This is a genomic window from Rhizobium sp. 007, assembly GCF_015353075.1.
Classification (GTDB): Bacteria; Pseudomonadota; Alphaproteobacteria; order Rhizobiales; family Rhizobiaceae; genus Rhizobium.
Genome location: NZ_CP064191.1, coordinates 221,044 through 244,597 on the forward strand (window position 1 = coordinate 221,044; position 23,554 = coordinate 244,597).

Here is a 23,554-nt window from a genome sequence, read left to right on the forward strand (position 1 = left end):
GGCGGGAATCCACTTAGCAAAACGCCCCAAGTTGTTCAGACAAATCGAGCCACCCCTAGGAGAGAAGGGGCCGCATATCTTTACTATTCGCTAAGGTTGGAAATGGTGTGATCGACCAACTAATTAAGTCGACGGCACGCTGAAGTATGGTGTCCGCAAGAGCAAGGCTGGATGAAGTAACGATCACATATCCAATAGGGTCTCGGGAATCGTTTTTCCGGACGATCAGCGTCTTGGGTTTAACATATAATTTGACCTCCACAACACCTGGTACGGCAGCCGCCCGACTGTCGCCATCGATCCAGTCGAGGATGCCATCGCGCTCAGGAAGCAAGATTCGCACGGCCGCAGTCCTCGAATGCCTTTTGCGCAAATCCCATTCCTCGCCGATGACAAGCTTGATGTGCTCGGCGACGAGATCGACCCCGTAGGCCAGTCGGATCAGTTTAGGTTGCCCAATACCAAGACGCGGATTGACTTCAATGACTACTGGGCCATGCTTCGTCCAGCGGAGTTCAATGCACGTTGGGCCCCAACCAAGGCCAAGTGCTCGCAAACAGCTTAGCGAAACATCGGCGATTCGCTGATGCTCATGCTCAATTAGCGCGGCCGGACATGTGGTTTCGCGACCGACGAAATGTGGCGGCGGGCCGAACTTGGCGGCGGTAATTCCAATGACCTCATTTCCCATTAGATCAGCGATATAAAAGGGTCCTTTTGCGAATTCTTCTACCAAGACTCTCGGCAAAGATTGCCATACGTGCTTCCCGCCCAATAGATAGGTCGCATGTTCGGCTACCTCATCGACGTTGCGGCACAACCGGACACCGCTGCCGCCGCAGCCCATTGCTGGCTTAACGATCACAGGCAGGCCGATCTCTACAGCAGAGCTTTGCACTTCCGTCGCGTTCGCTGCCAAACGATAAGCAGGTACTGGAACGCCCGCTTCTGCGAGAAGCTGACGTTGAGTGAATTTGTCGCAGCACCGTTCAACGGCTGCGGGATTCGGTCCCGGTCGACCGAAATGCCGGCAGAGTTTGGCAACTGTCGTAGGGATAGACTCGTCGAGTCCCGCAAAGCCGATGATGCCCGCGATGTCATATGTGGTACGCAGCCGGGAACATTCGTCGATCAGCGCATCGAGATTGTCTGTATTTATACGAATTGCCTCGGTCCCGTTTGCCGCAAGATAGTCGTATTGAGTCGGGTCCGCCGCCAGGGAAATTGGATGAAGACCAAGACGCTGGGCCGCTTGGATGTATAGTGGCCCATCACCTCTTGACCCTTCAACCATGATGAGCGCTCTTTCTGCCATTGGCTTTATCCCCTACGTGATGTGTGGCGGTTCTGAGACTACATCGGCATCTTACTTTTTTCGCCGTGCCTGGCTCAGAGTTTGCCGTTAGCCTACCATCGTCAGCGATTTACGGTAGTAAAGATCGTGTAAATTATGCGAAGCATCTGTTGCAGATCGTGTCCCGTAAGGTGGTGTAGGTCCTGAGGTGGCCATCAGTGTTTTTCCGGCAGGGTCGGGTTGTTCAAAGCCGACCTGATGGAAAGACCAGCGATGACAGAGGTGGCTCGGTTTGTCTGAACAACTCGGTGCGGTTTGCTAAGTGGATTCCGGCCTCGATTATGCTGCTGCCTTTATTGGCATCAGCGCGTTGAAGTAAGCCTGATCCGAGGTAAGCGCGTCACTGCCGAACGGTGTGAATCTGACACTGGAATGCTGTGTTGTGGACGATTCTCGATGGCATGGATATCGATGCGGTGGTTCGCCATCCGGTTTGGCAATATCTGATGGGATGGTTGCCGCCCGCACCAAATGGCATCGCAGTGTGCCAGAACAGTGGATAATGTACAATGTATTGCGCCTACATCAGCGGGTATTTGACATACGCTTCCATCGTTACCCTCGACGAGGCCTGCTGAGCCAAACCTTCGTCAAAGAAGGAAACGGAGGGCGAGTACATCGATCGCGATTAGGTGCGCCGGTCCGATGATCGACACACCGGTTGTATCGGTACTCATGGTTCGATAATCATTTGCTTAGTGGCACAAGCATGCGTAAGTGGCGCATGATTGCCTTGTCAGTCAGGCAAACCTGCTCCTTGTGGTTGCGATGGAGTCGACAAATCGGCCGCTGTGCGGTGCGTGCCATTTCAGAGCCTCACAAATCCTGGCTAAGCTTCACGAGCGAGCACAATATCGTTTGCCGGCCTATCTGCCTCCGTTCTGTACCAGTCAATTGCCCCCACATCATAAGTCAGTTGCCGCGAAAGGACATTCACAGCGCCCTTCTGCCTCGGCAGAGTTCATCCGTTGTAGCCACGCATCACGCGCGACACCGCTCTACCGATTATGACCGCTGACGGCAGGCCCTCATTGATACGGATCAACGGTATGATTTCCTTTGAAGTGAGGTTCGGAGTCACCTCGCTGCAATCCGCACAGCTCGGGGACCACACTCATGCGCTGCTCCGTTAGCAACGGATAAACCGGCCTGAACATCCAGTACGGCCTGCGAGCGGTACGGCAAGCGACAGGAACGGCAAAGGCCCATTCCACGAAGTTCGCTAAAGTTCACAGCTTTGCGGCGGTAGCCAGATTCCGCCCCGAAAGAGAGGCCGGCAGAGCAGCGTTCCAAGCCTTTGTGGTGCAATTTTCACCCGAAGGGCAAAAAATAACGCCTGATGGCCCGCCCAATGCTGTTGGAGAAAATCAGCAACGTGGCCAATGCGACGAGGGCCGTCAGCTCAAGCCCATGGGCTGTTGGATCGCTGATGATGGTGTGAACGCCATGTGGCAAGAGCCAGCTACGGACGCATTTGAGAATTGCTCCCCCCAACGCCTGGAGCGGGATCTGAAAATCACGAGTGAGACGTTGGCACTGTTCGTTCGGTCGTTCGGTCCTGGTTGAACGCGACCGTTCCCTTTCCGGAAGACGCTCAGGCCGTAGCTCGCGCGAAGGCGGCTGAGTGTTACGACCAGTTCATGGCTCGCTTGGCGCTCGATAGTCGCGGGGTCCGAAGCTTTATCAGGAGGTATCGGACGAGGTCGACGAGTGTGGTTAGCAGGAAATGGACATGTAGGGAGGTGGAGGTGGTGCCTCTGATCGCCAGCAGCTGTGACGTCTCTGGGGATCTCCCAGTCTTACGGATCGTGATGAGACTTCGAGCTACCGACCGGCTGTGACGAGTTCGCCAAAGGCTTGTCAGTCATCGGGCTGAAGGGTGTCATATCTTCCGGCGCGGGATGGAACTTGCGTATGTATTCATCGACAGAAGATGCTGATCTGCTCGTCTAAGCTCGTGCAGGGAAGCAACTCGGTCACGAGCTGCTAACAGTCCGCACAACACTTCCGAAATGGCCAGAGCCGGCGTCAAAGTATGGAAGAAGGTTTGGCTCTCTGTAGAGAAAAGCACGACATTCTCAGCGATGGTCACGAGAGGAGAAACCTCACTATCTGTGATCGCAACAATTCCAACGCCTTTTTCCCTAGCAGCTTCAGCAAGTTCCAAAGTTTGGTGTGAGTAAGGATTTATCGAAATTGCCAGCAAAACGTCTTGGCTCGTGGCGCGAATAAGCGCATCGCCGCTTGTACCGGCAGGACTATCGAGATGAACAGTCTTTTCGCCAAGCAATGTCATGACGTAGTGGAAATGCCAAGCCACTGAGTGGCAAGATCGCAACCCCAGAACGTAAACTCTCCTGGCTTCGCCTAGGCGCTCGGCGATGATGTTGAGCCGCATCAGCGTTTCTGGTTCACAGAGACGAGCAACTTGTGCAGAGAGGCCTTGTAACATACGTTGCGCCAGTCCTTCCCCGTTTGCGGCCCCCTCGTTTCGCTGCAACGCACGAGCGGCAAACCCCTCCGCGCTCACCCGAATGACGTCCGCATGCTGGCCCCGAAAGTCTTCGTAACCGGAGAATCCGAGAAACTTTGCTAATCGCGTCATCGTCGAGGGTTGCACGCCCGCATTACGGGCGAGTTCTCGCATCGACACGAGCGCGACTTCCTGAGGATGCTCCAAGATATGACGAGCCGCCTGCTGCAGTTGTTGCGACATATCGTCAAACCGCTCGATAATTCGAGCGTGCAAAGGGCCTTTTTGCAACATTTGCCTCACATCATCAGCTGCCATACCTCATCCGGACCTTCTCTCCAGCGAACAAAAAAGTCAAATCACCAGAGGCGGTTCCCACCATATAGTGCTCACAGTCCATTCATTTAGAAAACAAATGCATCAAAAGTTTTGTTGTAAAACAGTTGTTGCATACTCGAGCAAAATCTGCAATTCAATATTCGAACGCGCCGGTCCCGGCTAAACGGTCAGCTGAGATATTTTTGTATGACTAAAATCCTTCATCGAAACATCGGTACGAATCTGCCCAAGGCCGTCGCGGGCGAAGGCATCTACATCACGGATAGCGAGGGTCGAAGGTACATAGACGGGTCAGGCGGCGCCGCCGTCAGTTGCCTTGGCCACAACCATTCGGAAGTGCTTGCAGCGATGAAGGCGCAGATGGGGCGCATCAGCTATGCTCATACTTCGTTCTTCACCACCGATATCGCTGAACAGCTTGCTGAGCAGCTTGTTGAGCTTGCGCCGGAGGGTCTGGACTATGTTTACCTGGTCTCTGGCGGCTCCGAAGCCGTCGAGGCCGCGCTTAAGATGGCGCGCCAGCATTTCGTGGAGGTTGGCCAGCCTGAACGACGCCATATCATCGCACGTCGGCAGAGCTATCACGGAAACACAATTGGAGCGCTGGCAACCGGTGGAAATGAATGGCGCCGCGCACAGTTCAAGCCTCTCTTGCCTGAGACCCATCATGTCTCACCGTGCTACGCCTATCGCGACATGCAGACTGGTGAAACACCGGAGGCTTACGCCGAACGGCTCGCCGCCGAACTGGAGGCTAAGGTCATCGAGTTGGGAGACGACAGGGTCATGGCATTCGTTGCGGAACCCTTAGTTGGCGCGACGCTGGGCGCCGTGGGGCCGGTTGCTGACTACTTCAAGCGGGTGCGGGACATCTGCGACAAGTATGGGATCTTGCTCATCCTCGACGAAGTCATGTGCGGGATGGGCCGCACCGGAACGATATTCGCGTTGGAGCAGGAAGGAATCGTTCCCGATCTGGTGACCATTGCGAAGGGCTTGGGCGGTGGTTTCCAGCCAATCGGAGCGGTGCTGCTGTCTGAAAATATCTATCGCGCATTTGCGGAAGGTTCGGGGCTGTTCCAGCACGGACATACTTACATCGGGCATCCGATCGCTGCGGCGGCAGCCAGCAAAGTGGTCGAGATCCTCAAACGCCCGGAAATGATGGTCAACGTCGTAAAGATGGGTGATCGGCTTCAGGCTGGACTTGATGCGGCACTAGGCCAATCCCCTTACGTTGGCGACATCCGTGGCCGGGGTCTGTTTCGTGGCGTGGAAATTGTCGCGGACAAGGACACGAAGCAACCGTTCAATCCAGCTCGAAAAATTCACTCGAGGATTAAAGGAGAGGCAATGCAGCGTGGCCTGATGTGCTATCCGATGGGTGGCACCATTGATGGCAAGCAAGGCGATCATGTGCTGCTGGCTCCGCCCTACATCGTTCAACCCGAGCAGATCGACCTCATCGTCGAGCGGCTCGCTGCAGCAATCAATGCGGCCATTGAGAGTTGAGGCTCCGTCATGAATGCCTTGCGTCTAACACCATCTCCCTGTCTTCCTCTTACCGACGAAGAGTGGCCCACAGAAATTGCAGATATGAAGGCAGGCTTCGCCGGAGCGCTGAACGTGTACCGAACAATGGCGCACCATCCAGCATTGCTGAAGGCCTGGGCTCCGCTGCGCCAGCATATCGTCAAAGACAGCGCTTTGGGGGCCATTCGGTCGGAACTCGTTATCCTGAGATCCGCCCATCGGATGGGCGCGGATTATGAGTGGGCCCATCACGTTAGCCGCGCCCGATCTCTTGGTATTTCAGATGCACGAATTCAAGCTATACGCGGCTCGCCCGATGGGGAAGATGGACTAATTGCCCGGGCCGTTGATGCGCTTTTCGATGGCTTCCAGTTGCCCGCAAGTCTCGAACGAGCGCTATCAGCCGCGATCGGGACGCAAGCTGTCATCGACCTCATGGCGACAGTCGGGTTCTATTCCATATTGGGCTACATCCTCCTGACCTATAAAACCCCGATAGACGAAGCCGTCGCGGCAGTAATGACGGAGCGGCCACTAACTGAAATTCTGGACTATGGCCGCGGATCCATGAGTTAGGCGTTTTGTTAGGCGGAACGAAGAAGCTTTGGTCTGGAAGGCCACACCGCTTCACAGGATATCGCAATGATCGAGCTAGATCGCATAGATATGGCGCTTCTTGAGGCAGTTCAGAAGAATAATCGCCTGAGCTCAGAAGAACTTGCAGAGGCAGTCCACCTCTCTCCGACAGCATGCCAACGTCGCTTAAAGCGATTGCGCAACGAAGGAGTTATCGAAGCGGATGTGTCGATCGTATCGCCCAAAGCAGTCGGACGACAAATTACGATGATTGTTCTGGTCTCTCTTGAACGAGAGAGAGCTGACATCGTCGACCGATTCAAAGGTGCGGTTCGAAATACACGGGAGGTAATGATTGGCTACTATGTAACTGGAGATGCCGACTTCATACTTGTTGTCACTGCGAAAGACATGGAGGGGTATGAACAGTTCACCCGTCGCTTCTTCTATGAGAACCCCGATATCAAGGGATTCAAGACAATGGTTGTCATGGATCGCGTCAAAGCCACTTTCGCCTTTCCCGTGGAGGTTTAACATCTGCTGCCCTGGGCCCAGTGGTAGACGAGAGAGGTTCCGAAGGGTCACCGATATACGTCAGCGAGATACTAGTCCCACTCGCGAGGGTACCGAGAGCCGGCAAAATCCCGGCTTTTGCGTTGCACCGAGGCGCTGCCGGTAAACGTCGGCAAATTGCGGTCATAACAAAACGAAAGTAGGGGAAGTTCACAAATGAGGAATCTCACAACCGACCTGCTCTCCAGGATAGAGCGCGATGCGGTTATCGAGGTGCGTCACGCCATGCATCGCGAGCCGGAACTTTCAAACGCTGAGTGGAAAACGCAACAGCGGATTATCGAGATGCTGGCAACTTTCGGCGTAACAGGCGCCAAAACGTTTCACGAAACAGGCGTGTACATTGATATAGAAGGATCAGCACCTGGTCCCGCACGCTCGGTCGCGCTGCGCGGGGACATCGACGCACTACCGATTCAGGAAGACCGCGATGACCTGCCCTATACGTCGCAAGTGCCGGGTGTAATGCACGCCTGTGGCCACGACATGCACGGATCGATTGCCTTGGGAACGGCTCTTGCTTTTCACCGAATGCGAACAAACTTCTCCGGAAAAATTCGAATTTTCTTCCAGCCGGCGGAAGAGGCCGAGCCGCTCGGCGGTCGTACGGTGCTGGAAGAAAATCTGCTCGACGGCTTCGACGCCGCAGTCGGGTTTCATGTCCGGACGGATATCCCGGTGGGCTCCTACGGTGCTCGGGCGGGCGCTGTGACGAATTCATCCGACCAGTTTACGCTCGAAATTACTGGAACGATGGCCCACGGTGCGAAACCACATGCGGGAGTGGACGCGATTGCCATCGCTGGCGCGTTCATCAACGAGGTTCAGAAGGTGGTTTCCCGCGAAATGCCGGTAGACGATCGAGCGATCGTGACAATCGGGACGATCCATGGCGGAGAAGCGACAAACATCATCTGCCCATCCGTCAAGATGACGGGTACGATCCGGACCGCCAGTTTCGAGCGGCGGGAACTCCTAGTCCGACGCGTCCGCGAGGTTGCCGAAGGTGTCGCCACGATGCATCGGGGCACCGCAGGATTCAGTTCTCAATTTGGCGAGCCCCCTGTGGTCAACGACCGCGCCATGGTCGAACATTTCCGACAGCTTGTCGTTCAAACTGTGGGCGAGGACAAGTATGTTGAAGGAGCGTCGAGCGCTGGCAGCGATGACTTCGGCTTTTACTCAAGCTGCGTGCCATCGATCTATTTTTGGTTCGGCAGCAAAGAGCCAGGCAACGAGTCCGGCGTCCACACACCTAGTTTCGGGGCCTCTGACAAGGTTCTGATCCCGACAACAGAGCTAGCGATCCGGTACTGTTGGGATCTTTTGCACGCTGACGGGATCTACCCAGCCCATTCAGGATGCCATTCTTGAGATGCCCGGGAATGAGCGCCGGCCTGCTGCGCTTGGACAAGGTGCCGCTGCGACTTTAGATGCCCTTCCCAGGTCTCTCCGTTGCCGCGAAAAGAGGCTATCCTGATGACCTCACCCATCTTGGCGGACGCGTTTGCTCTGCGATACTTCGCAATTTCGGCACCAATGACAGAGGTGGCTCGGTTTGTCTGAACAACTTGGGGCGTTTTGCTAAGTGGATTCCCGCCTCGATTACGCTGCCGCCATCATCGGCGTCAGCGCGTTGAAGTAAGCCTGATCCGGCGTCTGCCGGTCAAGGGATGAATGTGGGCGTCGGGTATTATAAAAACGGAGATAGCGGCCGATCCCAGCTCGGGCCTCCGGCACGCTTTTGTAGGCGTGCAGATAGACCTCCTCATATTTGATCGACCGCAGAGCCAGATCCCGCGAAGAGGCGACAACCATCTGCGGGGGCTGCGAAGCGGCAACGGTGATCCTCACAAGAACCAGTGCCAGAAACGAGAGTAGTCTCATGAGTTGGGGGCTTAAGCTGCGTGAGCGGTTGGGCTTCAAGCGCGCCGCAGTGGCGGTCGCGCGAAAGCTCGCGGTCATCATGCACAGCATGCTCAAGACGGGAGAGATGTTCAACGCATTGGCTGGCGCCACCGCATAAGCGAGAGTGTCAGCCTTCTTCCCTCAGCGTCGTCAAAATCTGATTTGAGGCACTGAGCGTCCCTGCTGCGGACGTGGGTCGGATCATTCCGTTTTACTGGCCGCAGCTCGGTCGAGACTGCGCATCAAACATAGGAAGATTCCACCTGAGTAGACCCATTATGCGGCGACCATGTGACGACCGCGGAGACAACCCTGCTCCCGGCACCGGACAGCTCTGAGAAACCATGGCCGCTGAGGCCCGATCCGACCAATCAATTTACGCTGCGTTGCGCGTTCCGCAATACGGGGACAACGCCGAATGCCCAAAACACCTTGACTAACGGAATGCGATTAGATGGGATATTCGGCTTTGCGTCTCAGCGTTGACCATTGCGGATTGCGGTGCTGCGCTTCTGGCTGATGGTAAAACGAGGTCATGTCTCTCAACAGCCTCAAACATCAAAGGGAGAAGCGCAGCATGAAACACTATTGTGCACTGGACGTATCGGTGAAAGAGACCGCGGTCTGCATTGTCGATGAGACAGGCAAGGTTTGCCGGTAGACGAAAGTTGCCAGTCACCCTGAGGATTTGATCTCGGTGATCAAGGATCCGAAGTGGCAGATTGGACGGATCGGTCTTGAAGCCGGACCACTGTCGCAATGGCTTTATGAAGGACTTGCCAAGGCGGGATTGCCGGTGATCTGCATCGAGACCAGGCATGCCAAGGCATTTTTGAAAGCCCAACCGAATAAGACGGACCGCAACGATGCGCGTGGCATGGCGCAGATGATGCGCGTCAATCTCTATCGGCCTGTGCATGTGAAGACATTGACGAGCCAGAAGCACCGAGCATTGCTGACCGCGCGCAAACTCTTGCAGGAAAAAGCCATCGCCATCGCGAATGACATTCGTGGATCGTTGCGCAACTTCGGTCTGAAAGTCGGATTGGCCGGCAAGATCAAATTCGAGGAGCGGATCAATGAGCTCGTCGAAGACAGGCCTGATCTATACGAAATCATGCAGCCATTGTTGGCTGCACGCAAACTGCTGCGGGACGAGTTCACCAAGCTGCACAAGAAGGTTTTGGATTTGGTCCGCGACGATGAGGTATGTCGCCGATTGACGACGATCCCTGGTGTCGGCCCGGTTGTCGCTCTCACCTATACGGCAACCATCGATACTCCTGGCCGTTTTGCACATTCAAAGGCGGTCGGTTCTGTGCTCGGGCTGACGCCGAAACTGAACGAGTCTGGTGAAAGCAAACGGGTCGGGCGAGTATCCTGTTGCGGTGACGCAATGATGCGATCCCTGCTTTACGAAGCAGCGCAAGTTCTGCTTGTAAACGTTAAGAAATGGTCGTGGCTAAAAGCTTGGGCGATGAATATCGCCAAACGCCGCGGCAGGCAAAAGGCGGTTGTAGCCTCGGCCCGACGGCTTGCTGTGATCATGCATCGCATGTGGAGTGACGGAACCGAATTCTGTTGGACACGGGAGAGCTTGCCTGTTGCTGCGTAATTAGCAACAAGGTGACAACAACAAAAGGAGACAAGATTCCGCCGCCGGTGGAAAGATGTCCTTCGCGGGACGACGGATGGGGTGAGTTCGCGTGGTTGTCTTGGTACGGTCGTTTATTGCGATCAGGTCGCCGATTAGATTGTTCCGCCTCATTCTTCTGGTCCCATAATGGGAGGGCTATGCAGGCCGATCCCGTAGAGAAGCGCGATACTGCGAAGACATCAATCACCATAGCTACGGACAGTCAGAAGGTGCTTGACCTCACCACGCCGAATAGAGAAGACAACGCTGCCACGGCTGAAGCCGAGAAGCTTCGCCTGTCGCACGACGGACAGATCATTTCTTTCCGCTCAGCAGTCCGGCTTTGCCGAGCGCACCGGATAAAAAATCAATCTCTAACGTCAGTTCGCCGATCTTCGCATGGAGCGTTTTGACATCGACGGTCGGACCTGCCGGTTCTGCTTTGGCTTCATCGCCAAACACGCCCGTCGCCCCTCAAGGAGCTGAAGGGACCGTGTACCCGCCGATCTTTCACTTGGATTGAGATGAATGAATCACTATCGTCATTATTAAAACATACGTTGCCACAGTTTCGGCATTGCGATAGATGTTCATTGGGCGCTGGCAACGCGGAGCAAAAGCGGCTGCCTTGTCAAAAGACCCGATTTCAGAGGCCTGTGGGCCGCCGCGCCTGCGGCCAAAGGTTCAAAAGGGGAACTAAATCATGGAAATTTCTCGACGCGATCTCTTCAAAGTCAGCATGGCAGCCGCGACTGCTTTGACGATCCCATCCATCCTGCGGGCACAGGCCGCAGGTGTCGATCCAAGGACTATTCGGATGGTGAAAACTGGCGATCTTCAGGTTTTTGATCCCATATTCACGACGGCGAATATTACGGCCGACCACGGGGCGGCAATCTACGACACTCTTTTCTCGGTCGATTCCAAATTTGAACCGCGTCCGCAGATGGTGGAGAAGTGGACTGTTTCCGAAGACCAAAAGACCTACACGTTCGTGCTTCGCGATGGCCTGGCATGGCACGATGGTTCACCTGTCACTGCCGCCGACTGTGTGGCTTCGATCCGTCGTTGGGGACAGGTTCATCCAGGCGGCCGATTGATCATGGAATTGGCCAATGACGTCTCACGGGTCGACGCCAAGACTTTCACCATCGCCCTGAAGGAGCCGCTGGGGCTATTGATGGACATACTTGCGGACCTGACGCCGCCTTGCCTCTTCATTATGCGAGAGAAGGATGCAAGCCGCCCTGCTACCGAGCAGGTGACAACGAACATCGGGTCAGGTCCGTTCAAGTTCAATGAAGCTCTCGCCAAACCCGGCGCTAGCTTCACCTATGATCGGAACGAAAAATATGTACCACGCAACGAGATCGCCGATGGGCTGGCTGGTGGCAAAGTAGTCAAGGTAGATCGCGTGATCTGGGAGAACATCGCCGATCAGCAGACTTCTCTTTCTGCGCTACAAACCGGTGAGATTGATTTTCTTCAGGGGCCTCCTGTGGATCTGTACTCAGTAGTCGAGAATGATGCAAACTTGGAACTCGAAGTTCTCAACAAAGGCGGGGATGACATTTGCCTCCGTATGAATTTCCTGCAGAAGCCTTTCGACAACGTGAAAGCACGTCAAGCTCTGCTTCACCTGATCGACCAAGAAGCACTCTTGCAGGCAATGGCTCCGGACCCAAAATTTGGTCGCCCGGTCACCTCCATATTCGGCAATAATACTCCGATGACGAACGATGAGAACACCGGGTGGTTCAAGAAGGGTGGCAACCCTGAAAAGGCCAAGCAACTCTTCAGCGAAGCGGGATATGCTGGTGAGAAGATCGTAATTCTGCAGCCTACCAACGTAGCGAAGTTCAACGATGCGTCGCAAATTGTTGCGTCTGCGCTGCGAAAAATTGGGATCAATGCTGTACTGGCGCCGAGCGACTGGGGCGGCTTGGTCGCGCGCAGAGCGAACAAAGGTCCGGTTGAGAACGGTGGCTGGAACATCTTCATCACGGATGAAATCGACTACTCGCTAGCAAATCCCCTCGGCACACCGTTCCTCGTGGCTAGCGGCAAAAAAGCTTGGTACGGGTGGCCGAAGAGCGACGAATACGAAGCGCTCCGGGCCAACTGGGCAAAGGTTAATACGCTGGAGGAGCGGAAGGCGCTTGCCAGAAAGATGCAACGCGTCTGGTGGGACTTTGTCGGGGACATTAGGCTTGGGCAAATCGTCTCGCCTGTTGCACGCCGGAAAGCGCTCACAGGAGTCATCTGCATGCCGCAGATCATCCCTATGTGGAGTATGCTGAAGATTTAAGCAGGCGGTGCCCTTATTCTCGCGGGATAGTCCGACCATTGCTACATTGTGATGGACGGGATTCGTGTGTTGCGATCAGAACATCGTCCCGCGCCGTAATCGGCACGGTGCAGGTCGGCTGCCCCGGCCAGCTAAGCGCGGCGTGAGCGGCAACGCGTCCATTGAGCTTCGTCTCGCAGCAACGCAACGAGGTCGAGGAGTGAATGCAACGTTTGAGTTATAAAGTATAAAATAAAACACATGTTGCACATCGGGGTAAGCTGGAGTACATAAGGTGGGACGCTAGCGTCCGCGACGCCACCTATCCGAACTTTTCGGAAGGTCGTCGCAACAAAAAGCTGGGAGGAGCTGCGACCATGATAATTCGCGACGCGAAGACGCCGCGCCAATAGCGGTCCAATCCAGGAAGGTTGGAGCATCTTCATCACGAACGATATGAACTATCGCCAACGGGGCTCTGTCCTCAATGCAGGTGGGAAAAGCCGCGGTTTGGGACGAATATCAAGCATGGAACTTCGTTGGCGACATTCGACTCGGTCAGTTCGTATCCGCGAGAAACGAGGCGCTTTCCGGAGTCTTCGAGATGCTGCAACCTGTCGCCAAGTGGAACATGCAAAAGGTCTAAGGAACAATGGGCATTTACATCCTTCGAAGGTTGGTTTCGGCGATCGCTGTAATGGTGATGGTCGGAGTCTTCGTCTTCCTGCTGCTCAGGCTAGCGCCCGGCGATCCGGCAGCGATAATCGCTGGCGACGCGGCTACGCCGGAGATGATCGCCGGCATCCGCGAACAGTTGGGACTAACCGATCCGCTGCCAGTCCAGTTCGTACGTTGGGCGACTTCCATCCTCGGCGGGGACTTTGGGACTTCGATCTTTACGGGGCGCCCGGTCCTTGAGCTCATCGCGGACCGACTAGAGCCCACTCTTTCCCTGTCCTTCATGACAATCATTTCTTCTGTAACGATAGGAGTGTACTTTGGCGTCTTTGCTGCATGGCGCGCCGGTGGCGTCGTCGATCGCGCTCTCGCAGGATTTGCGGCGGTTGGTTTTTCTGTTCCGGTTTTTGTCATCGGGTATGCTCTCGTATACTACTTTGCAATCACAACTCATTGGTTGCCCGTTCAAGGTTACGCGCCCATTAGCAGTGGCACCGGCACTTGGTTCGTGCACCTCGTTCTGCCGACGCTGACTCTGGGTGTTGGCTATGTGGCGTTCATCGCGCGGATCACGCGATCAAGCATGCTTGAAGTACTGTCGGAAGATTACATGCGAACGGCTGCGGCAAAGGGCGCGTCGACATACGCCATGCTTTTTCACCACGCCCTGAAGAATGCCGGGGTGCCAATCCTCACCGTCATCGGCTTGAGTTTGGCGGGTTTGATATCTGGCGTCGTTATTACCGAGACCGTGTTTAACATCCCCGGCGTTGGTCGTCTCGTAGTCGATGCGATCAACAATCGTGACTATCCTATTATTCAGGCCGTTCTAATCCTTGTTTCGGGCCTTTACGTGCTGATCAACCTTGCGGTTGATCTCTCCTATACCCTGGTCGACCCTCGTATTCGGTACTGATATGACACTCTCTGCTCAGCTTGAACCCGTGCCGGCGCCCCGGCTAGAAATTGCTCATCTTCCTCGTCTAATTAGGCGGCATCCACTCGTGTTTGTAGGTGGCGGCCTATTGACGGTATTGGTGGTTCTGGCGGTTGCCGCACCGCTGTACGCAGGCGATCCAGTAAACATGGACCCGTTTTCTCGTCTGCAGGCGCCTTCACCTGAGAAGTGGTTTGGAAGCGACCACCTGGGCCGGGACGTGTTTTCTCGAACTATCTTTGGTGCCCGCATTTCCCTCATAGTGGGGTTGCTTTCGGCGATTTTCGCCTCTGCCGCCGGGCTCCTGATCGGCATCCTCGCCGGTTATAGTCGGAGTTTTGACAATATCGTTATGCGGATCATGGACGGCTTGATGTCGATTCCGACAATTTTGCTGGCTATCGCACTCATTTCTCTAACTGGTCCCGGGATTGGTATCCTCATCGTCGCCATAACGATCCCACAATTGCCAAGCGTGACGCGGTTGGTTCGTTCGGTAGTTCTCAGTGTTCGAGAACGACCCTACGTCGAGGCTGCACTTTGCGGTGGCGCGCGCCTCCCGAGGGTGTTGTGGCGCCATATCCTTCCGAGCACGATCTCACCTCTTATGGTTCAGAGCGCCATTGTATGTGCGGATGCAATCCTCACAGAAGCCGGCCTCAGCTTTCTGGGCGTGGGCGTGCCTCCCGAGATTCCCAGCTGGGGGAATATGATTTCGAACTCTCGCCTGTTTCTCGGCATCGCTCCCATGACGGTCTTTGCGCCAGGCATCTTTCTCGCCGTCACCGTCCTTGCCGTCAACTTGCTTGGGGATGGGTTGCGTGACATGTTTGATCCCCGTGCAAAGCGGAGACGCTGACATGAAAATGCAGAAAAACACAGATAGCCAGTTGCTTCTGGATGTTCGCGACCTTGAGACCCACTTTTATGGTGAGGAGAGCGTTACACGTGCTCTAAGCGGCGTTAGTTTTCAGGTGAACAGCGGCGAAACACTTGGCGTGGTCGGTGAATCGGGCTGTGGGAAGAGTGTCACCGCCCTGTCAATCCTTCGTTTGCTGCCAAAACGCACAGCAAAGACCATTGGTGGTGAGATCCTTTTCAAAGGGCGCAACCTTATCAATCTCTCGGAGCGGGAAATGAGAAAGATCCGCGGCGACCGTATTGCCATGATCTTTCAGGAGCCGATGACAAGTTTGAGCCCGGTTCACACCATTGGTCGTCAAATCGCCGAAGCTGTCCAAATTCATACGGGTGCTTCCCGCTCAGAGGCGTTGGAAAAATCGCTTGAAATGCTTCGCATGGTGCGCATTGCCGATCCCGAACGACGCTTGTACAACTACCCCCATGAGATGTCAGGTGGGATGCGTCAGCGCGCCATGATTGCCATGGCGCTCGCTTGTTCACCCGAGCTTTTGATCGCGGATGAGCCGACCACGGCGCTAGACGTCACTATCCAGGCGCAGATCCTGAGACTGATCGTTGACTTGAAAGAGCGCACGGGTACCGCGGTCATGTTGATCACACATGACTTAGGCGTAGTTGCAGAGACGTGTCAGCGTGTCATCGTCATGTATGCGGGTAGGATCATCGAGCAGACTACGGTGAAGGATTTGTTCGATTATCCTCTGCATCCCTACACAAAGGGCCTTATGCGATCCATGCCCGATCCCAGACGTGGGCGGCAGCAGCGACTAGCAGAAATCCCTGGAATCGTTCCTAGTTTGCGCGAGCCGATCGTAGGATGCAGTTTTGCGCCTCGTTGCCCGTTTGCGACGGGAATATGCCGTGAACAAGCGCCGAGCCTGCGTGACGTCAGGCCTGCCCATTCTGCAGCATGCTGGCGAGCCGAGGAGGTAATGGGCGCATGAGTGGTCCTTTGCTTAAAGTTGAGAATCTGGCCAAGCATTATCCGTTCGGTGGGGGCTTCCTGAAGAAGACAATCCCAGTGGTCCGGGCGGTCGAAGACGTTTCCTTTACCGTTGAGCCCGGGGAAACTCTTTGCATTGTAGGCGAATCCGGCTGCGGTAAGTCCACAGTCGCGCGGCTCTTGATGCGGTTGGTGGATCCGACAGGCGGGCGGGTCCTGGTCGACGGCACCGATATTGCCGGACTAAAGAAGAATGCTCTTCGAGCCTCGCGGCGTCGGATGCAGATGGTTTTTCAAGATCCATTCTCTTCGTTGAACCCGCGTCTCACCGCAGGAGAGATCATCACCGAGCCTGTCGAGAACTTCGAACGGCTAAACCGCAAAGACCGCCAAGCTCTGGCGGCCGACCTCCTGCGAAAGGTCGGGTTGTCGCCGGAGATGATGCACAGGCTTCCGTCCGAGATGTCTGGCGGGCAGCGGCAGCGCCTGGGTATCGCCCGTGCATTGGCCCTCAAGCCGTCGCTCATCATTGCCGACGAAGCAGTCTCGGCTCTTGATGTATCCGTGCAGGCGCAAATCCTAAATCTTCTGATGGATATCCAGCAGCAGATGGGTATCGCCTTTGTCTTTATCTCGCATGACCTCAGTGTCGTTGAACATATTGGCCATCGCGTGGCGGTCATGTACCTCGGTCGGATCGTGGAGCTGGCGCCATGCGACGCGCTTTTCGCCAAACCAGTTCACCCATACACAGAGGCGCTAATCGCGGCTGCACCTATACCAGACCCCCAGCGGGTTCGGATGGAAGTGCCCCTTGAAGGGGAGGTACCCAGCCCTGTCAATCCACCGTGCGGATGTGCGTTTCACCCGCGCTGCCCTCTTGCAATCGAACGGTGCCGAGTTGAAGTGCCGGCGCTGGTTCATATGGCGGACGGCCGAGTGGTGGCGTGCCATGTGCGCGCTCCGGCGGCGGGCACCAACGAACAGTTGTCTACGGCGGCTCACCCGTCAGTCGCTGTGGAACAGCCTCTGGGCTGATGATGTCAACGAGGCAATGAACAACTTGGAAGAGAGAAATATAGTGGACCAATTGGCAGAAAATAGCGTCTCCCGACAAGAGGCGAGCAATTACGATTCCATTGGTTCGGTCGCGACGAACGTAGCAGACGGCTTCACTCTGGTCGCTGTGGGCGACCTTATCGTGTCTCGAGCGATCACGAAAAACAACAACCCCGGGTTAGGCGAAGTGGCCGAACTTCTGCAAGGAGTTGATGTTACGTTTGGCAATCTAGAAACGAACATCTTTGACAGCCGATACTTCACCGGAAGTCCCCAAGCCGAATATGGCGGTGCGTATCACGTCAGCCTGCCAGTTGTTGGACCCGCTTTGAAGGCAATGGGGTTCAATATCGTAAGTTACGCCAACAATCACACGTTCGATTGGGGCGTTGAAGGCATGCGAGAGACTTGCCGGGCTCTCGACCAGAACGAAATCATTCATGCAGGTGTCGGCGAAAACCTTTCGCAAGCTGGCGCCGCTCGTTTTGTCGAAAGCCCGCGTGGCCGGGTGGCGCTGGTATCGTTTGCAACGACGTTTCCGCCGATGTCCCGGGCATGTGATCCCGCCGGCGAGGCGCCCGGCAGACCAGGCCTTAATGCCCTTCGATTGGCAAGGAGCGTGGTCGTGGCGCCCCACATGCTCGTGAGCCTGAGGGAGATACGCGATTCTCTGCCAAACTACGTACGCGATCATGCGGACGACGACCTGGTCGAGCTTGCTGGTGTGACCTACAAAGCCGGTGAGAAAGCAGGCTACAGCTATGAGCCCCATCCCGGCGACGTTTCTCATATCCTGCGCAATCTGAGACGGGGTAAACAGTTCTCTGACTTCTGCATTGTGACGAATCACGGACACGAACCGGGAAATTGGAGCCAAGAACCAGCTGATTATGAGAGAGCGTTCGCGCACTCGCTGATCGATGCTGGGGCCGACGCATACATCGTACATGGCCCCCACCAATTGCGCGGAATAGAAATCTACAAGGGCCGGCCAATCTTCTATAGCCTTGGAAACTTCATGATGGATGACCTGCGGACCCCCGTGGGCGCTGACATGTTTGACGCTTACGGCAAAGACGAACAGGCTGACACGGACGCTGAAGTCACGGTCGCCGAAATGGCATCGGGATATACAACAGCTCCAGGTTTTAAGGATCCGGTTTTCTACGAAAGTATTGTGACCTCAAGCCGGTTCGAGGGAAACAGACTTGTTGAACTGCAGCTCCACCCGATCGAACTTGGACATTCGAAAAGGTTTGCGAACCGTGGCATCCCATGTCTTGCACCTCCGGCCAAAGCGAAATCAATTCTGGAACGTCTCCAGAAGTTGTCGGCGCCCTTTGGCACTGAGATCAGCATCGAAGACGATGTAGGAATTATCAGATGTTGACGCATCCGGACCGAGCCATGAAAAGCCATGGGTCGAGGCTTTGCCCGCCTCTCAATGTCGGGCTCTGGCGCGCTTGATGAGATTTCACACGGTCATGCAGCCTTGCGCGAAAGCGATAATGGACATTGCTCTCGCGGGCGTTTCCGGCTCCCCCATACCCGCCTTAGTATGTTGATATAGGAATGATCTGATGAAACAGCCTCCAATCTTCCCTCCGCCCTTTCCAGTCGACGAATTCCGCTCGCGCCTCGCAGCGTTGCGCAAGGGGATGGCCGAGCGCGGCGTGGATATGCTCATCGTGGACCAACGTGAACACCGGGCCTATTTCAGCGGTTTCTCGTCAACAGCGGCCATGTACCAAGCCTTGCTCATCCCCCTCGACCAAGAGCCCATTGCAGTGATCCGTGGCCTCGATTCTCCCAGCTTTAGCGAGGCAAGTCGTTTCGGCGATTATGTAGCATTTTCTGATAACGAAAACCCGATTAAGGTCGCAGCCGAGACGATCAAATCCCGTGGCTTTGGAGCCTCGGCAATAGGCGTCGAGCGCGATAGCCATATTCTCACGGTGAACCGCGCATTGGAGTTCGAAAGTCTGCTCCCAGATGCCAAGTTCGTCGATTTCTCCCGCGTCATGTGGGAAATGCGGCTCGTCAAATCCCCGCTGGAGCTTGCTTGTCTAACAGTGGCCGCCGAGATCTGCGACCGTGCGGCGGCGGCAGCCTTCGAGGTAGCCCAGGTTGGCGTTAACGAGCGCGAAGTTTTTGCGGCCATGACGAGCGAAGCGTGGCGTAGTGGCGCTGATAATGCGCAGGTCGGTGTTATGTCGTCCGGCCCTCGCTCGGGAACTTTGCACTCGTCCCTCGGCGACCGCATGCTGGCTGAAGGGGATATCGTACACCTGGAGCCGGTTCCACATTTTCGTGGTTATACCTCGCGACTTATGCGCCCGAAATCAATCGGTGCTCCGACCGATGAACAAATCCGGACTGCCGAAACAATGATCCAAATTCAGGACGAGCAGTTCCGCACCATGAGGCCGGGCGTCAATGCAAAAGATGTTGACCGCGTCGTACGCGAGGGGATGCTGGAGGCTGGACTGCGCGACAGCTACGCGAATATTACCGGCTATACGCTCGGCCTAAAGAGCCCCCCTCGCACCAGCGATTTCACCCGTGTTTTCCTGGCGGATAGCGACTGGAAACTCGAGCAGAATCAAGTTTTCCACATGTACACATCGGCGCGTGGCATGGCCTTCAGCGAAACCATCGTCGTCACGACCGAAGGGGGAACGCGCTTAACCAAAATGGATCGTAGGCTTTTCTGCTGACGTCCGGCTCTCAAGCGACCACTTAGGCCGAAACGAAGAGCGATCATCTTCTCGATTCGTAGTTTCGTGATCCTCGCGCGCCGCTTCGGCCTTCTGCAGAAGGCCGGATCGGCCCTTTTCGCGAAGCCGGTAACCGTCGCCATGGATTATGATCACCGCCGATGATGGGTAGTGGTTCAAGCCGGAGACGCGAAACCATCCGGCGAAGGCGTCACCGGAGGGAAACGGAGACGCCTCCCGATTGAGAATGCTGTGTTGAAAAACCTACAGCGTTTTTCCGCCCTTCAAATAAAGAAGCGCACAATACTCGCTTCACATGCAGGTATGCTATGCGGAGGTGACCCCTTTCACGATTTGGCGGTTAGCTTCGGAGGTCCGTGGATAGAGGCGGATGAGACCCCGCCGCATCCGTCTCTGTTCGAGCTTGCGCTCGCACCATTACGTGATCAAAGCGCGCTGCGTGCGCTCGACCGGTCAGCTCCGCTCTTATACCGCCGGCCGTCGACACGCTCGACAACGTTCACCAGCCCATGTGGGTGCGTATTCCGATGAAGCCGGCCATCGATTCCGATTTGAAGCCGGCCAGTCATTCCGATTTCATTCCGGCCAGCATTCCGATTTGAAGCCGGCCATTTTCCGGACTGATCCTGGGTCTCGTTGATGTTTGGGTTGGGTTTCGTTTCAGGTCAAGCTTGGAGTGTGTCGGACGGTATTGGTGGTCGCTGTTTTCGCATGCTCTCGCCAGTGAGATCGATGCGATAGGCGTTGTGAACGAGGCGGTCCAAGATGGCATCTGCCAGGGTCGGGTTTGCGATGATCTCGTACCAGCGATCCAAGGGCACCTGACTGGTTATGATCGTCGAGCGACGCTCGTAGCGATCTTCGATGATCTCAAGGAGATCGCGGCGCTGATCATCGTTGAGTTTTTCCGGGCCCCAATCGTCGAGAATGAGAAGGTCGGTCTTGGCGAGAGATTTGAGGATCCTGCCGTATCGCCCGTCACCTCTTGCAAGCGCGAGCGTGGCGAACAGCCGGGGAACCCGGTGGTATGCGACGGAGAAATCCTCCCGACATGGCCAAGGTCCGGAGTTCCGTGCTCGCAACTTCTGCCAGAAACCCAAGCGCAAGCGAGGGCGGCGGGGTACATGTCGAAGACGCTGCCGCCCTGTAGTCTTATAGCATTTGCTGCGGTCGTGGCCGCGGGCACGGGAGTGGCGATCCCGAATCCTATGCTGCTGTGGACATGCAACGGCGCTTCAGAACTCATGAATCCTTTATTGAGATCTTGCGAACCCCAATAATGTAGGCCGAAAAGCTCGAAGCGTGACCGTCCCTCGATCATCACCTGCATCTCGGTGATCCGTTCTCTCAGCGGGCGCGGCCTCTTTCATGCCATCTCCTCAGATTAAATACTTGTCTGGATCCCGACCCCTAGGCCGAAGTTACTGCGTTAATTTCACCAATCTGGGCCGCGGCGCTACAAGGTGCGGCGCAATGGCTCCATCACCCGATAGTTACGGCCATCGAGACCCACATCGCCGCAGGCATAGTGAAGTCTTGATGGCGCACGTTGCTGAATGTCCACATTGCGATTTCATTCGGCGGCGTGCGCTACGCCAAGCCTTGCGGCGGCGCGGGCGCGAACTGCATCTCCGAAGACTCGAAAGATGCGTGCGGATGGCTCGTCGGTTTTTATCCAGTATTCGGGATGCCATTGCACCCCAAGGGCAAAAGCGCGTGCGCTCCGGACCGACACCGCTTCGATAGTTCCATCCTCGGCCCGCGCCTCGACCTCAAGCTCCTCCGCTAACCGGTCAATTGCCTGGCGATGGAGAGAATTCACAATGATATTGTCTGCATCGACGATGCTGGCAAGGCAACTATCTGACGCAATGGTCAAGCTCTGGTGGATGGCATACCGCTCATCGCGGTTATCGCTCGGCACCTCCCGATGATCAAGGTTTCCGGGCTTGTCTTGAATTTCGGTCGCAAGTGTCCCGCCGAGTGCGACATTCAATTCCTGAAGCCCGCGGCAGATCGCAAGCACAGGGAGCCCTTCGGCAATTGCCTTGCGGATTAACGGCAATGTGGTTGAATCCCTCGCAGGATCATAGGGGCCATTTGCTTGGCTCCCGTCACCGCCATAGAGCGATGGATGCACGTTCGTCCCGGAGCCTGTGACAATCAGTCCATCAATAGCGGCAAAGAGCTGATCGAAGTCAATTCGGTCTCCCAATGAAGGAACGATCAAAGGAAAAACCCCTGCACCTCCAACCGCCGCCTCGATATACTGCACAGGAGTCGCGTGCCAGAGATATTTGTATACCTCGACGACATCCGCCGAAATAGCAACAAGCGGCTGACGAGGCAGTGCGCGGCCAATCGTGGAACCTGTGGCGCCTACATCGTCACGTACATCTTTGCCCCGCATCATCTTAGCCTTCCTAATGGGTTTGCTTCATTTAGTTCATTTATTTAAATCATGCAACATTTGTGTTATTAGTTGAAACGAGGGCGTGGCCGCACCTCTCACTGCGGTCTCTTTCGGATTTCCCCAATAGCCACCAACGAAAAAAGGCCCACCTTTTGCAAGGCCGATCGAAAGCGGTCTGGTTGAAGTGAGTTCCTACAAAGTGTCAAAGGTAATTGAAGTGCTTCTGCTACGCGGCGAGGCTTGACCATGAAATCGGCATCAACAGTAGGATGGCTGTTTTTCGCAGACCCAATCAAAAGTCGGCCCCCGTGGACGCCAAGTCAATGCAACGGAACCGGCATAGGATTTGGCCAAGTGGCAACGATCGTCTGCGCAGTGGACGCCGGATCGCCGGCACCAACCTGAAAAGCAGGACCTCGACCATCGTGCTGCGATGGTCGAGGTGTTCTGTATGATAGTGTTCTCAGGCCTTCTGCATATTCCACATCGCGACAACGCCTTGCGGCGTCTCGACGAGCCCCGTGAGCATCTTCCGGCGCGCGATTGGCGACACAATTTGGCTAAGTACACGTCGCCCGCAAAATCCCACCAGATCCTTTGCATCTTGCGTGCGAGGGCCTTGTGCTCTTCGAGCGTTTCGAGACCTTCCCATTTGGCCCGAAGCGCCTCATATTCGTCACTCTTCGGCCAGCCGTACCAGCTCTTCTCACCATTCGCCGTAAGGAAGATTTCGCTGATCGGATTGCTCAAGGCAGCGTTTGCGACGTCCGTGAGAAATATGCTCCAGCCGCCTTTCTCAACGGGACCCTTGTTTGCCCGGCGCGCGACGAGCCCACCCCAGTCGCTCGGCGCAAGCTCGGCATTGACCCCAATCTTGCGCAACTGGGCCGCCACAAGCTGTGCGGCATTATTAAGAGATGCGATGTTGGTTGGCTGGAGAATAACGATCTTCTCGCCGGCATATCCAGCCTCCCGATGTATCTGTAGTCCGTCGGCTTGCCTGGCCGGGAGAAGTCGAGCACGACATCCTTGTGGTAGGACCCACGGACCGCAGTCTAAAAAGCCTTCTTGGATCCTAGCGCCCTCCGCAGAGCGGGATTGATAGGTGAATATCTGCAATCTGGCGTCCTATCATGAAAGTCGGCAATACCGGATACTTCAATGTTTTCCGATCGACCAATCA

At 55.6% G+C, this 23,554-nt stretch carries 15 protein-coding genes and 5 pseudogenes; 14 read left to right on the top strand and 6 right to left on the bottom strand.

Annotated features, from left to right (window positions below):
- Positions 1-55: 55 nt before the first annotated feature.
- On the bottom strand, positions 56-1,315 hold the full coding sequence (locus tag ISN39_RS35005; protein WP_194732480.1) for an acetyl-CoA carboxylase biotin carboxylase subunit family protein: 1,260 nt from the start codon (positions 1,313-1,315) through the stop codon (positions 56-58).
- 1,921 nt (positions 1,316-3,236) lie between these two features.
- The gene (locus tag ISN39_RS35010) at positions 3,237-4,121 is read right to left on the bottom strand and encodes a MurR/RpiR family transcriptional regulator (RefSeq protein WP_194732635.1); all 885 of its coding nucleotides are present in this window, start codon (positions 4,119-4,121) and stop codon (positions 3,237-3,239) included.
- A gap of 231 nt (positions 4,122-4,352) precedes the next feature.
- Here ISN39_RS35010 and ISN39_RS35015 point away from each other — a divergent pair, with 231 nt between their 5' ends.
- From ISN39_RS35015 to ISN39_RS35030, 4 genes are all read left to right on the top strand, one after another.
- Complete coding sequence (locus ISN39_RS35015) at positions 4,353-5,678, top strand: aspartate aminotransferase family protein (RefSeq protein WP_194732481.1); 1,326 nt, start codon at positions 4,353-4,355, stop codon at positions 5,676-5,678.
- 9 nt (positions 5,679-5,687) lie between these two features.
- On the top strand, positions 5,688-6,275 hold the full coding sequence (locus tag ISN39_RS35020) for a carboxymuconolactone decarboxylase family protein (protein WP_246763623.1): 588 nt from the start codon (positions 5,688-5,690) through the stop codon (positions 6,273-6,275).
- Between the two features lie 66 nt (positions 6,276-6,341).
- Positions 6,342-6,809, top strand: a complete 468-nt coding sequence (locus ISN39_RS35025) for an Lrp/AsnC family transcriptional regulator (protein WP_194732482.1) — start codon at positions 6,342-6,344, stop codon at positions 6,807-6,809.
- Between the two features lie 195 nt (positions 6,810-7,004).
- Positions 7,005-8,222 (top strand): M20 family metallopeptidase, encoded by a 1,218-nt coding sequence (locus tag ISN39_RS35030; RefSeq protein WP_194732483.1) that lies wholly within the window; start codon positions 7,005-7,007, stop codon positions 8,220-8,222.
- Between the two features lie 231 nt (positions 8,223-8,453).
- Here the strand turns inward: ISN39_RS35030 and ISN39_RS35035 are convergent.
- A pseudogene (locus ISN39_RS35035) lies at positions 8,454-8,633 on the bottom strand (integrase core domain-containing protein); the annotation flags it as partial.
- Between the two features lie 9 nt (positions 8,634-8,642).
- Here ISN39_RS35035 and ISN39_RS35040 point away from each other — a divergent pair.
- Positions 8,643-8,874, top strand: a pseudogene (locus tag ISN39_RS35040) (IS110 family transposase); the annotation flags it as partial.
- A gap of 459 nt (positions 8,875-9,333) precedes the next feature.
- Positions 9,334-10,371, top strand: a pseudogene (locus tag ISN39_RS35045) (IS110 family transposase).
- A gap of 278 nt (positions 10,372-10,649) precedes the next feature.
- Here ISN39_RS35045 and ISN39_RS35050 read toward each other — a convergent pair.
- Positions 10,650-10,812 (bottom strand): annotated as a pseudogene (locus ISN39_RS35050) (IS3 family transposase); the annotation flags it as partial.
- A 283-nt stretch (positions 10,813-11,095) separates the two neighbouring features.
- Here ISN39_RS35050 and ISN39_RS35055 point away from each other — a divergent pair.
- The 7 genes from ISN39_RS35055 (at position 11,096) to ISN39_RS35085 (ending at position 19,937) form a co-directional block, all read left to right on the top strand.
- Positions 11,096-12,700: an ABC transporter substrate-binding protein gene (locus ISN39_RS35055; RefSeq protein WP_194732484.1), complete on the top strand. Its 1,605-nt coding sequence runs from the start codon at positions 11,096-11,098 to the stop codon at positions 12,698-12,700.
- 631 nt (positions 12,701-13,331) lie between these two features.
- Complete coding sequence (locus ISN39_RS35060) at positions 13,332-14,273, top strand: ABC transporter permease (RefSeq protein WP_194732485.1); 942 nt, start codon at positions 13,332-13,334, stop codon at positions 14,271-14,273.
- A 1-nt stretch (position 14,274) separates the two neighbouring features.
- Positions 14,275-15,153, top strand: coding sequence for an ABC transporter permease (locus ISN39_RS35065; RefSeq protein ID WP_194732486.1), 879 nt, complete (start codon positions 14,275-14,277; stop codon positions 15,151-15,153).
- 1 nt (position 15,154) lies between these two features.
- The gene (locus tag ISN39_RS35070; RefSeq protein ID WP_194732487.1) at positions 15,155-16,162 is read left to right on the top strand and encodes an ABC transporter ATP-binding protein; all 1,008 of its coding nucleotides are present in this window, start codon (positions 15,155-15,157) and stop codon (positions 16,160-16,162) included.
- The gene (locus tag ISN39_RS35075; protein WP_194732488.1) at positions 16,159-17,199 is read left to right on the top strand and encodes a dipeptide ABC transporter ATP-binding protein; all 1,041 of its coding nucleotides are present in this window, start codon (positions 16,159-16,161) and stop codon (positions 17,197-17,199) included. The genes ISN39_RS35070 and ISN39_RS35075 overlap by 4 nt, the downstream gene beginning before the upstream one ends.
- Positions 17,200-17,215: 16 nt before the next feature.
- A complete protein-coding gene (locus ISN39_RS35080) occupies positions 17,216-18,610 on the top strand; it encodes a CapA family protein (RefSeq protein ID WP_194732489.1) in 1,395 nt (464 codons plus the stop codon).
- 190 nt (positions 18,611-18,800) lie between these two features.
- Entirely contained in the window at positions 18,801-19,937 is a 1,137-nt protein-coding gene (locus tag ISN39_RS35085) for a Xaa-Pro peptidase family protein (RefSeq protein ID WP_194732490.1), read from the top strand.
- Positions 19,938-20,623: 686 nt separating this feature from the next.
- Here the strand turns inward: ISN39_RS35085 and ISN39_RS35090 are convergent.
- Together ISN39_RS35090 and ISN39_RS35095 are read right to left on the bottom strand one after the other, a co-directional pair.
- Positions 20,624-21,010 (bottom strand): annotated as a pseudogene (locus ISN39_RS35090) (ATP-binding protein); the annotation flags it as partial.
- Positions 21,011-21,531: 521 nt separating this feature from the next.
- Positions 21,532-22,368, bottom strand: coding sequence for a gamma-glutamyl-gamma-aminobutyrate hydrolase family protein (locus ISN39_RS35095; RefSeq protein WP_194732637.1), 837 nt, complete (start codon positions 22,366-22,368; stop codon positions 21,532-21,534).
- A gap of 624 nt (positions 22,369-22,992) precedes the next feature.
- Between ISN39_RS35095 and ISN39_RS38295 the strand changes: the two genes are divergently transcribed.
- Positions 22,993-23,358 (top strand): hypothetical protein, encoded by a 366-nt coding sequence (locus ISN39_RS38295; protein ID WP_194732491.1) that lies wholly within the window; start codon positions 22,993-22,995, stop codon positions 23,356-23,358.
- Positions 23,359-23,554: the final 196 nt, after the last annotated feature.

What these genes read in the sequence shown, in the direction of transcription:
- ISN39_RS35065 (WP_194732486.1), top strand. Translation starts at nt 14,275, where the DNA reads ATGACACTCTCTGCTCAGCTTGAACCCGTGCCGGCGCCCCGGCTAGAA.
- ISN39_RS35055 (WP_194732484.1), top strand. Translation starts at nt 11,096, where the DNA reads ATGGAAATTTCTCGACGCGATCTCTTCAAAGTCAGCATGGCAGCCGCG.
- ISN39_RS35025 (WP_194732482.1), top strand. Translation starts at nt 6,342, where the DNA reads ATGATCGAGCTAGATCGCATAGATATGGCGCTTCTTGAGGCAGTTCAG.
- ISN39_RS35030 (WP_194732483.1), top strand. Translation starts at nt 7,005, where the DNA reads ATGAGGAATCTCACAACCGACCTGCTCTCCAGGATAGAGCGCGATGCG.
- ISN39_RS35085 (WP_194732490.1), top strand. Translation starts at nt 18,801, where the DNA reads ATGAAACAGCCTCCAATCTTCCCTCCGCCCTTTCCAGTCGACGAATTC.
- ISN39_RS35075 (WP_194732488.1), top strand. Translation starts at nt 16,159, where the DNA reads ATGAGTGGTCCTTTGCTTAAAGTTGAGAATCTGGCCAAGCATTATCCG.
- ISN39_RS35070 (WP_194732487.1), top strand. Translation starts at nt 15,155, where the DNA reads ATGAAAATGCAGAAAAACACAGATAGCCAGTTGCTTCTGGATGTTCGC.
- ISN39_RS35020 (WP_246763623.1), top strand. Translation starts at nt 5,688, where the DNA reads ATGAATGCCTTGCGTCTAACACCATCTCCCTGTCTTCCTCTTACCGAC.
- ISN39_RS35080 (WP_194732489.1), top strand. Translation starts at nt 17,216, where the DNA reads ATGAACAACTTGGAAGAGAGAAATATAGTGGACCAATTGGCAGAAAAT.
- ISN39_RS35010 (WP_194732635.1), bottom strand. Translation starts at nt 4,121, where the DNA reads ATGTTGCAAAAAGGCCCTTTGCACGCTCGAATTATCGAGCGGTTTGAC.
- ISN39_RS35060 (WP_194732485.1), top strand. Translation starts at nt 13,332, where the DNA reads ATGGGCATTTACATCCTTCGAAGGTTGGTTTCGGCGATCGCTGTAATG.
- ISN39_RS35095 (WP_194732637.1), bottom strand. Translation starts at nt 22,368, where the DNA reads ATGCGGGGCAAAGATGTACGTGACGATGTAGGCGCCACAGGTTCCACG.
- ISN39_RS35015 (WP_194732481.1), top strand. Translation starts at nt 4,353, where the DNA reads ATGACTAAAATCCTTCATCGAAACATCGGTACGAATCTGCCCAAGGCC.
- ISN39_RS35005 (WP_194732480.1), bottom strand. Translation starts at nt 1,315, where the DNA reads ATGGCAGAAAGAGCGCTCATCATGGTTGAAGGGTCAAGAGGTGATGGG.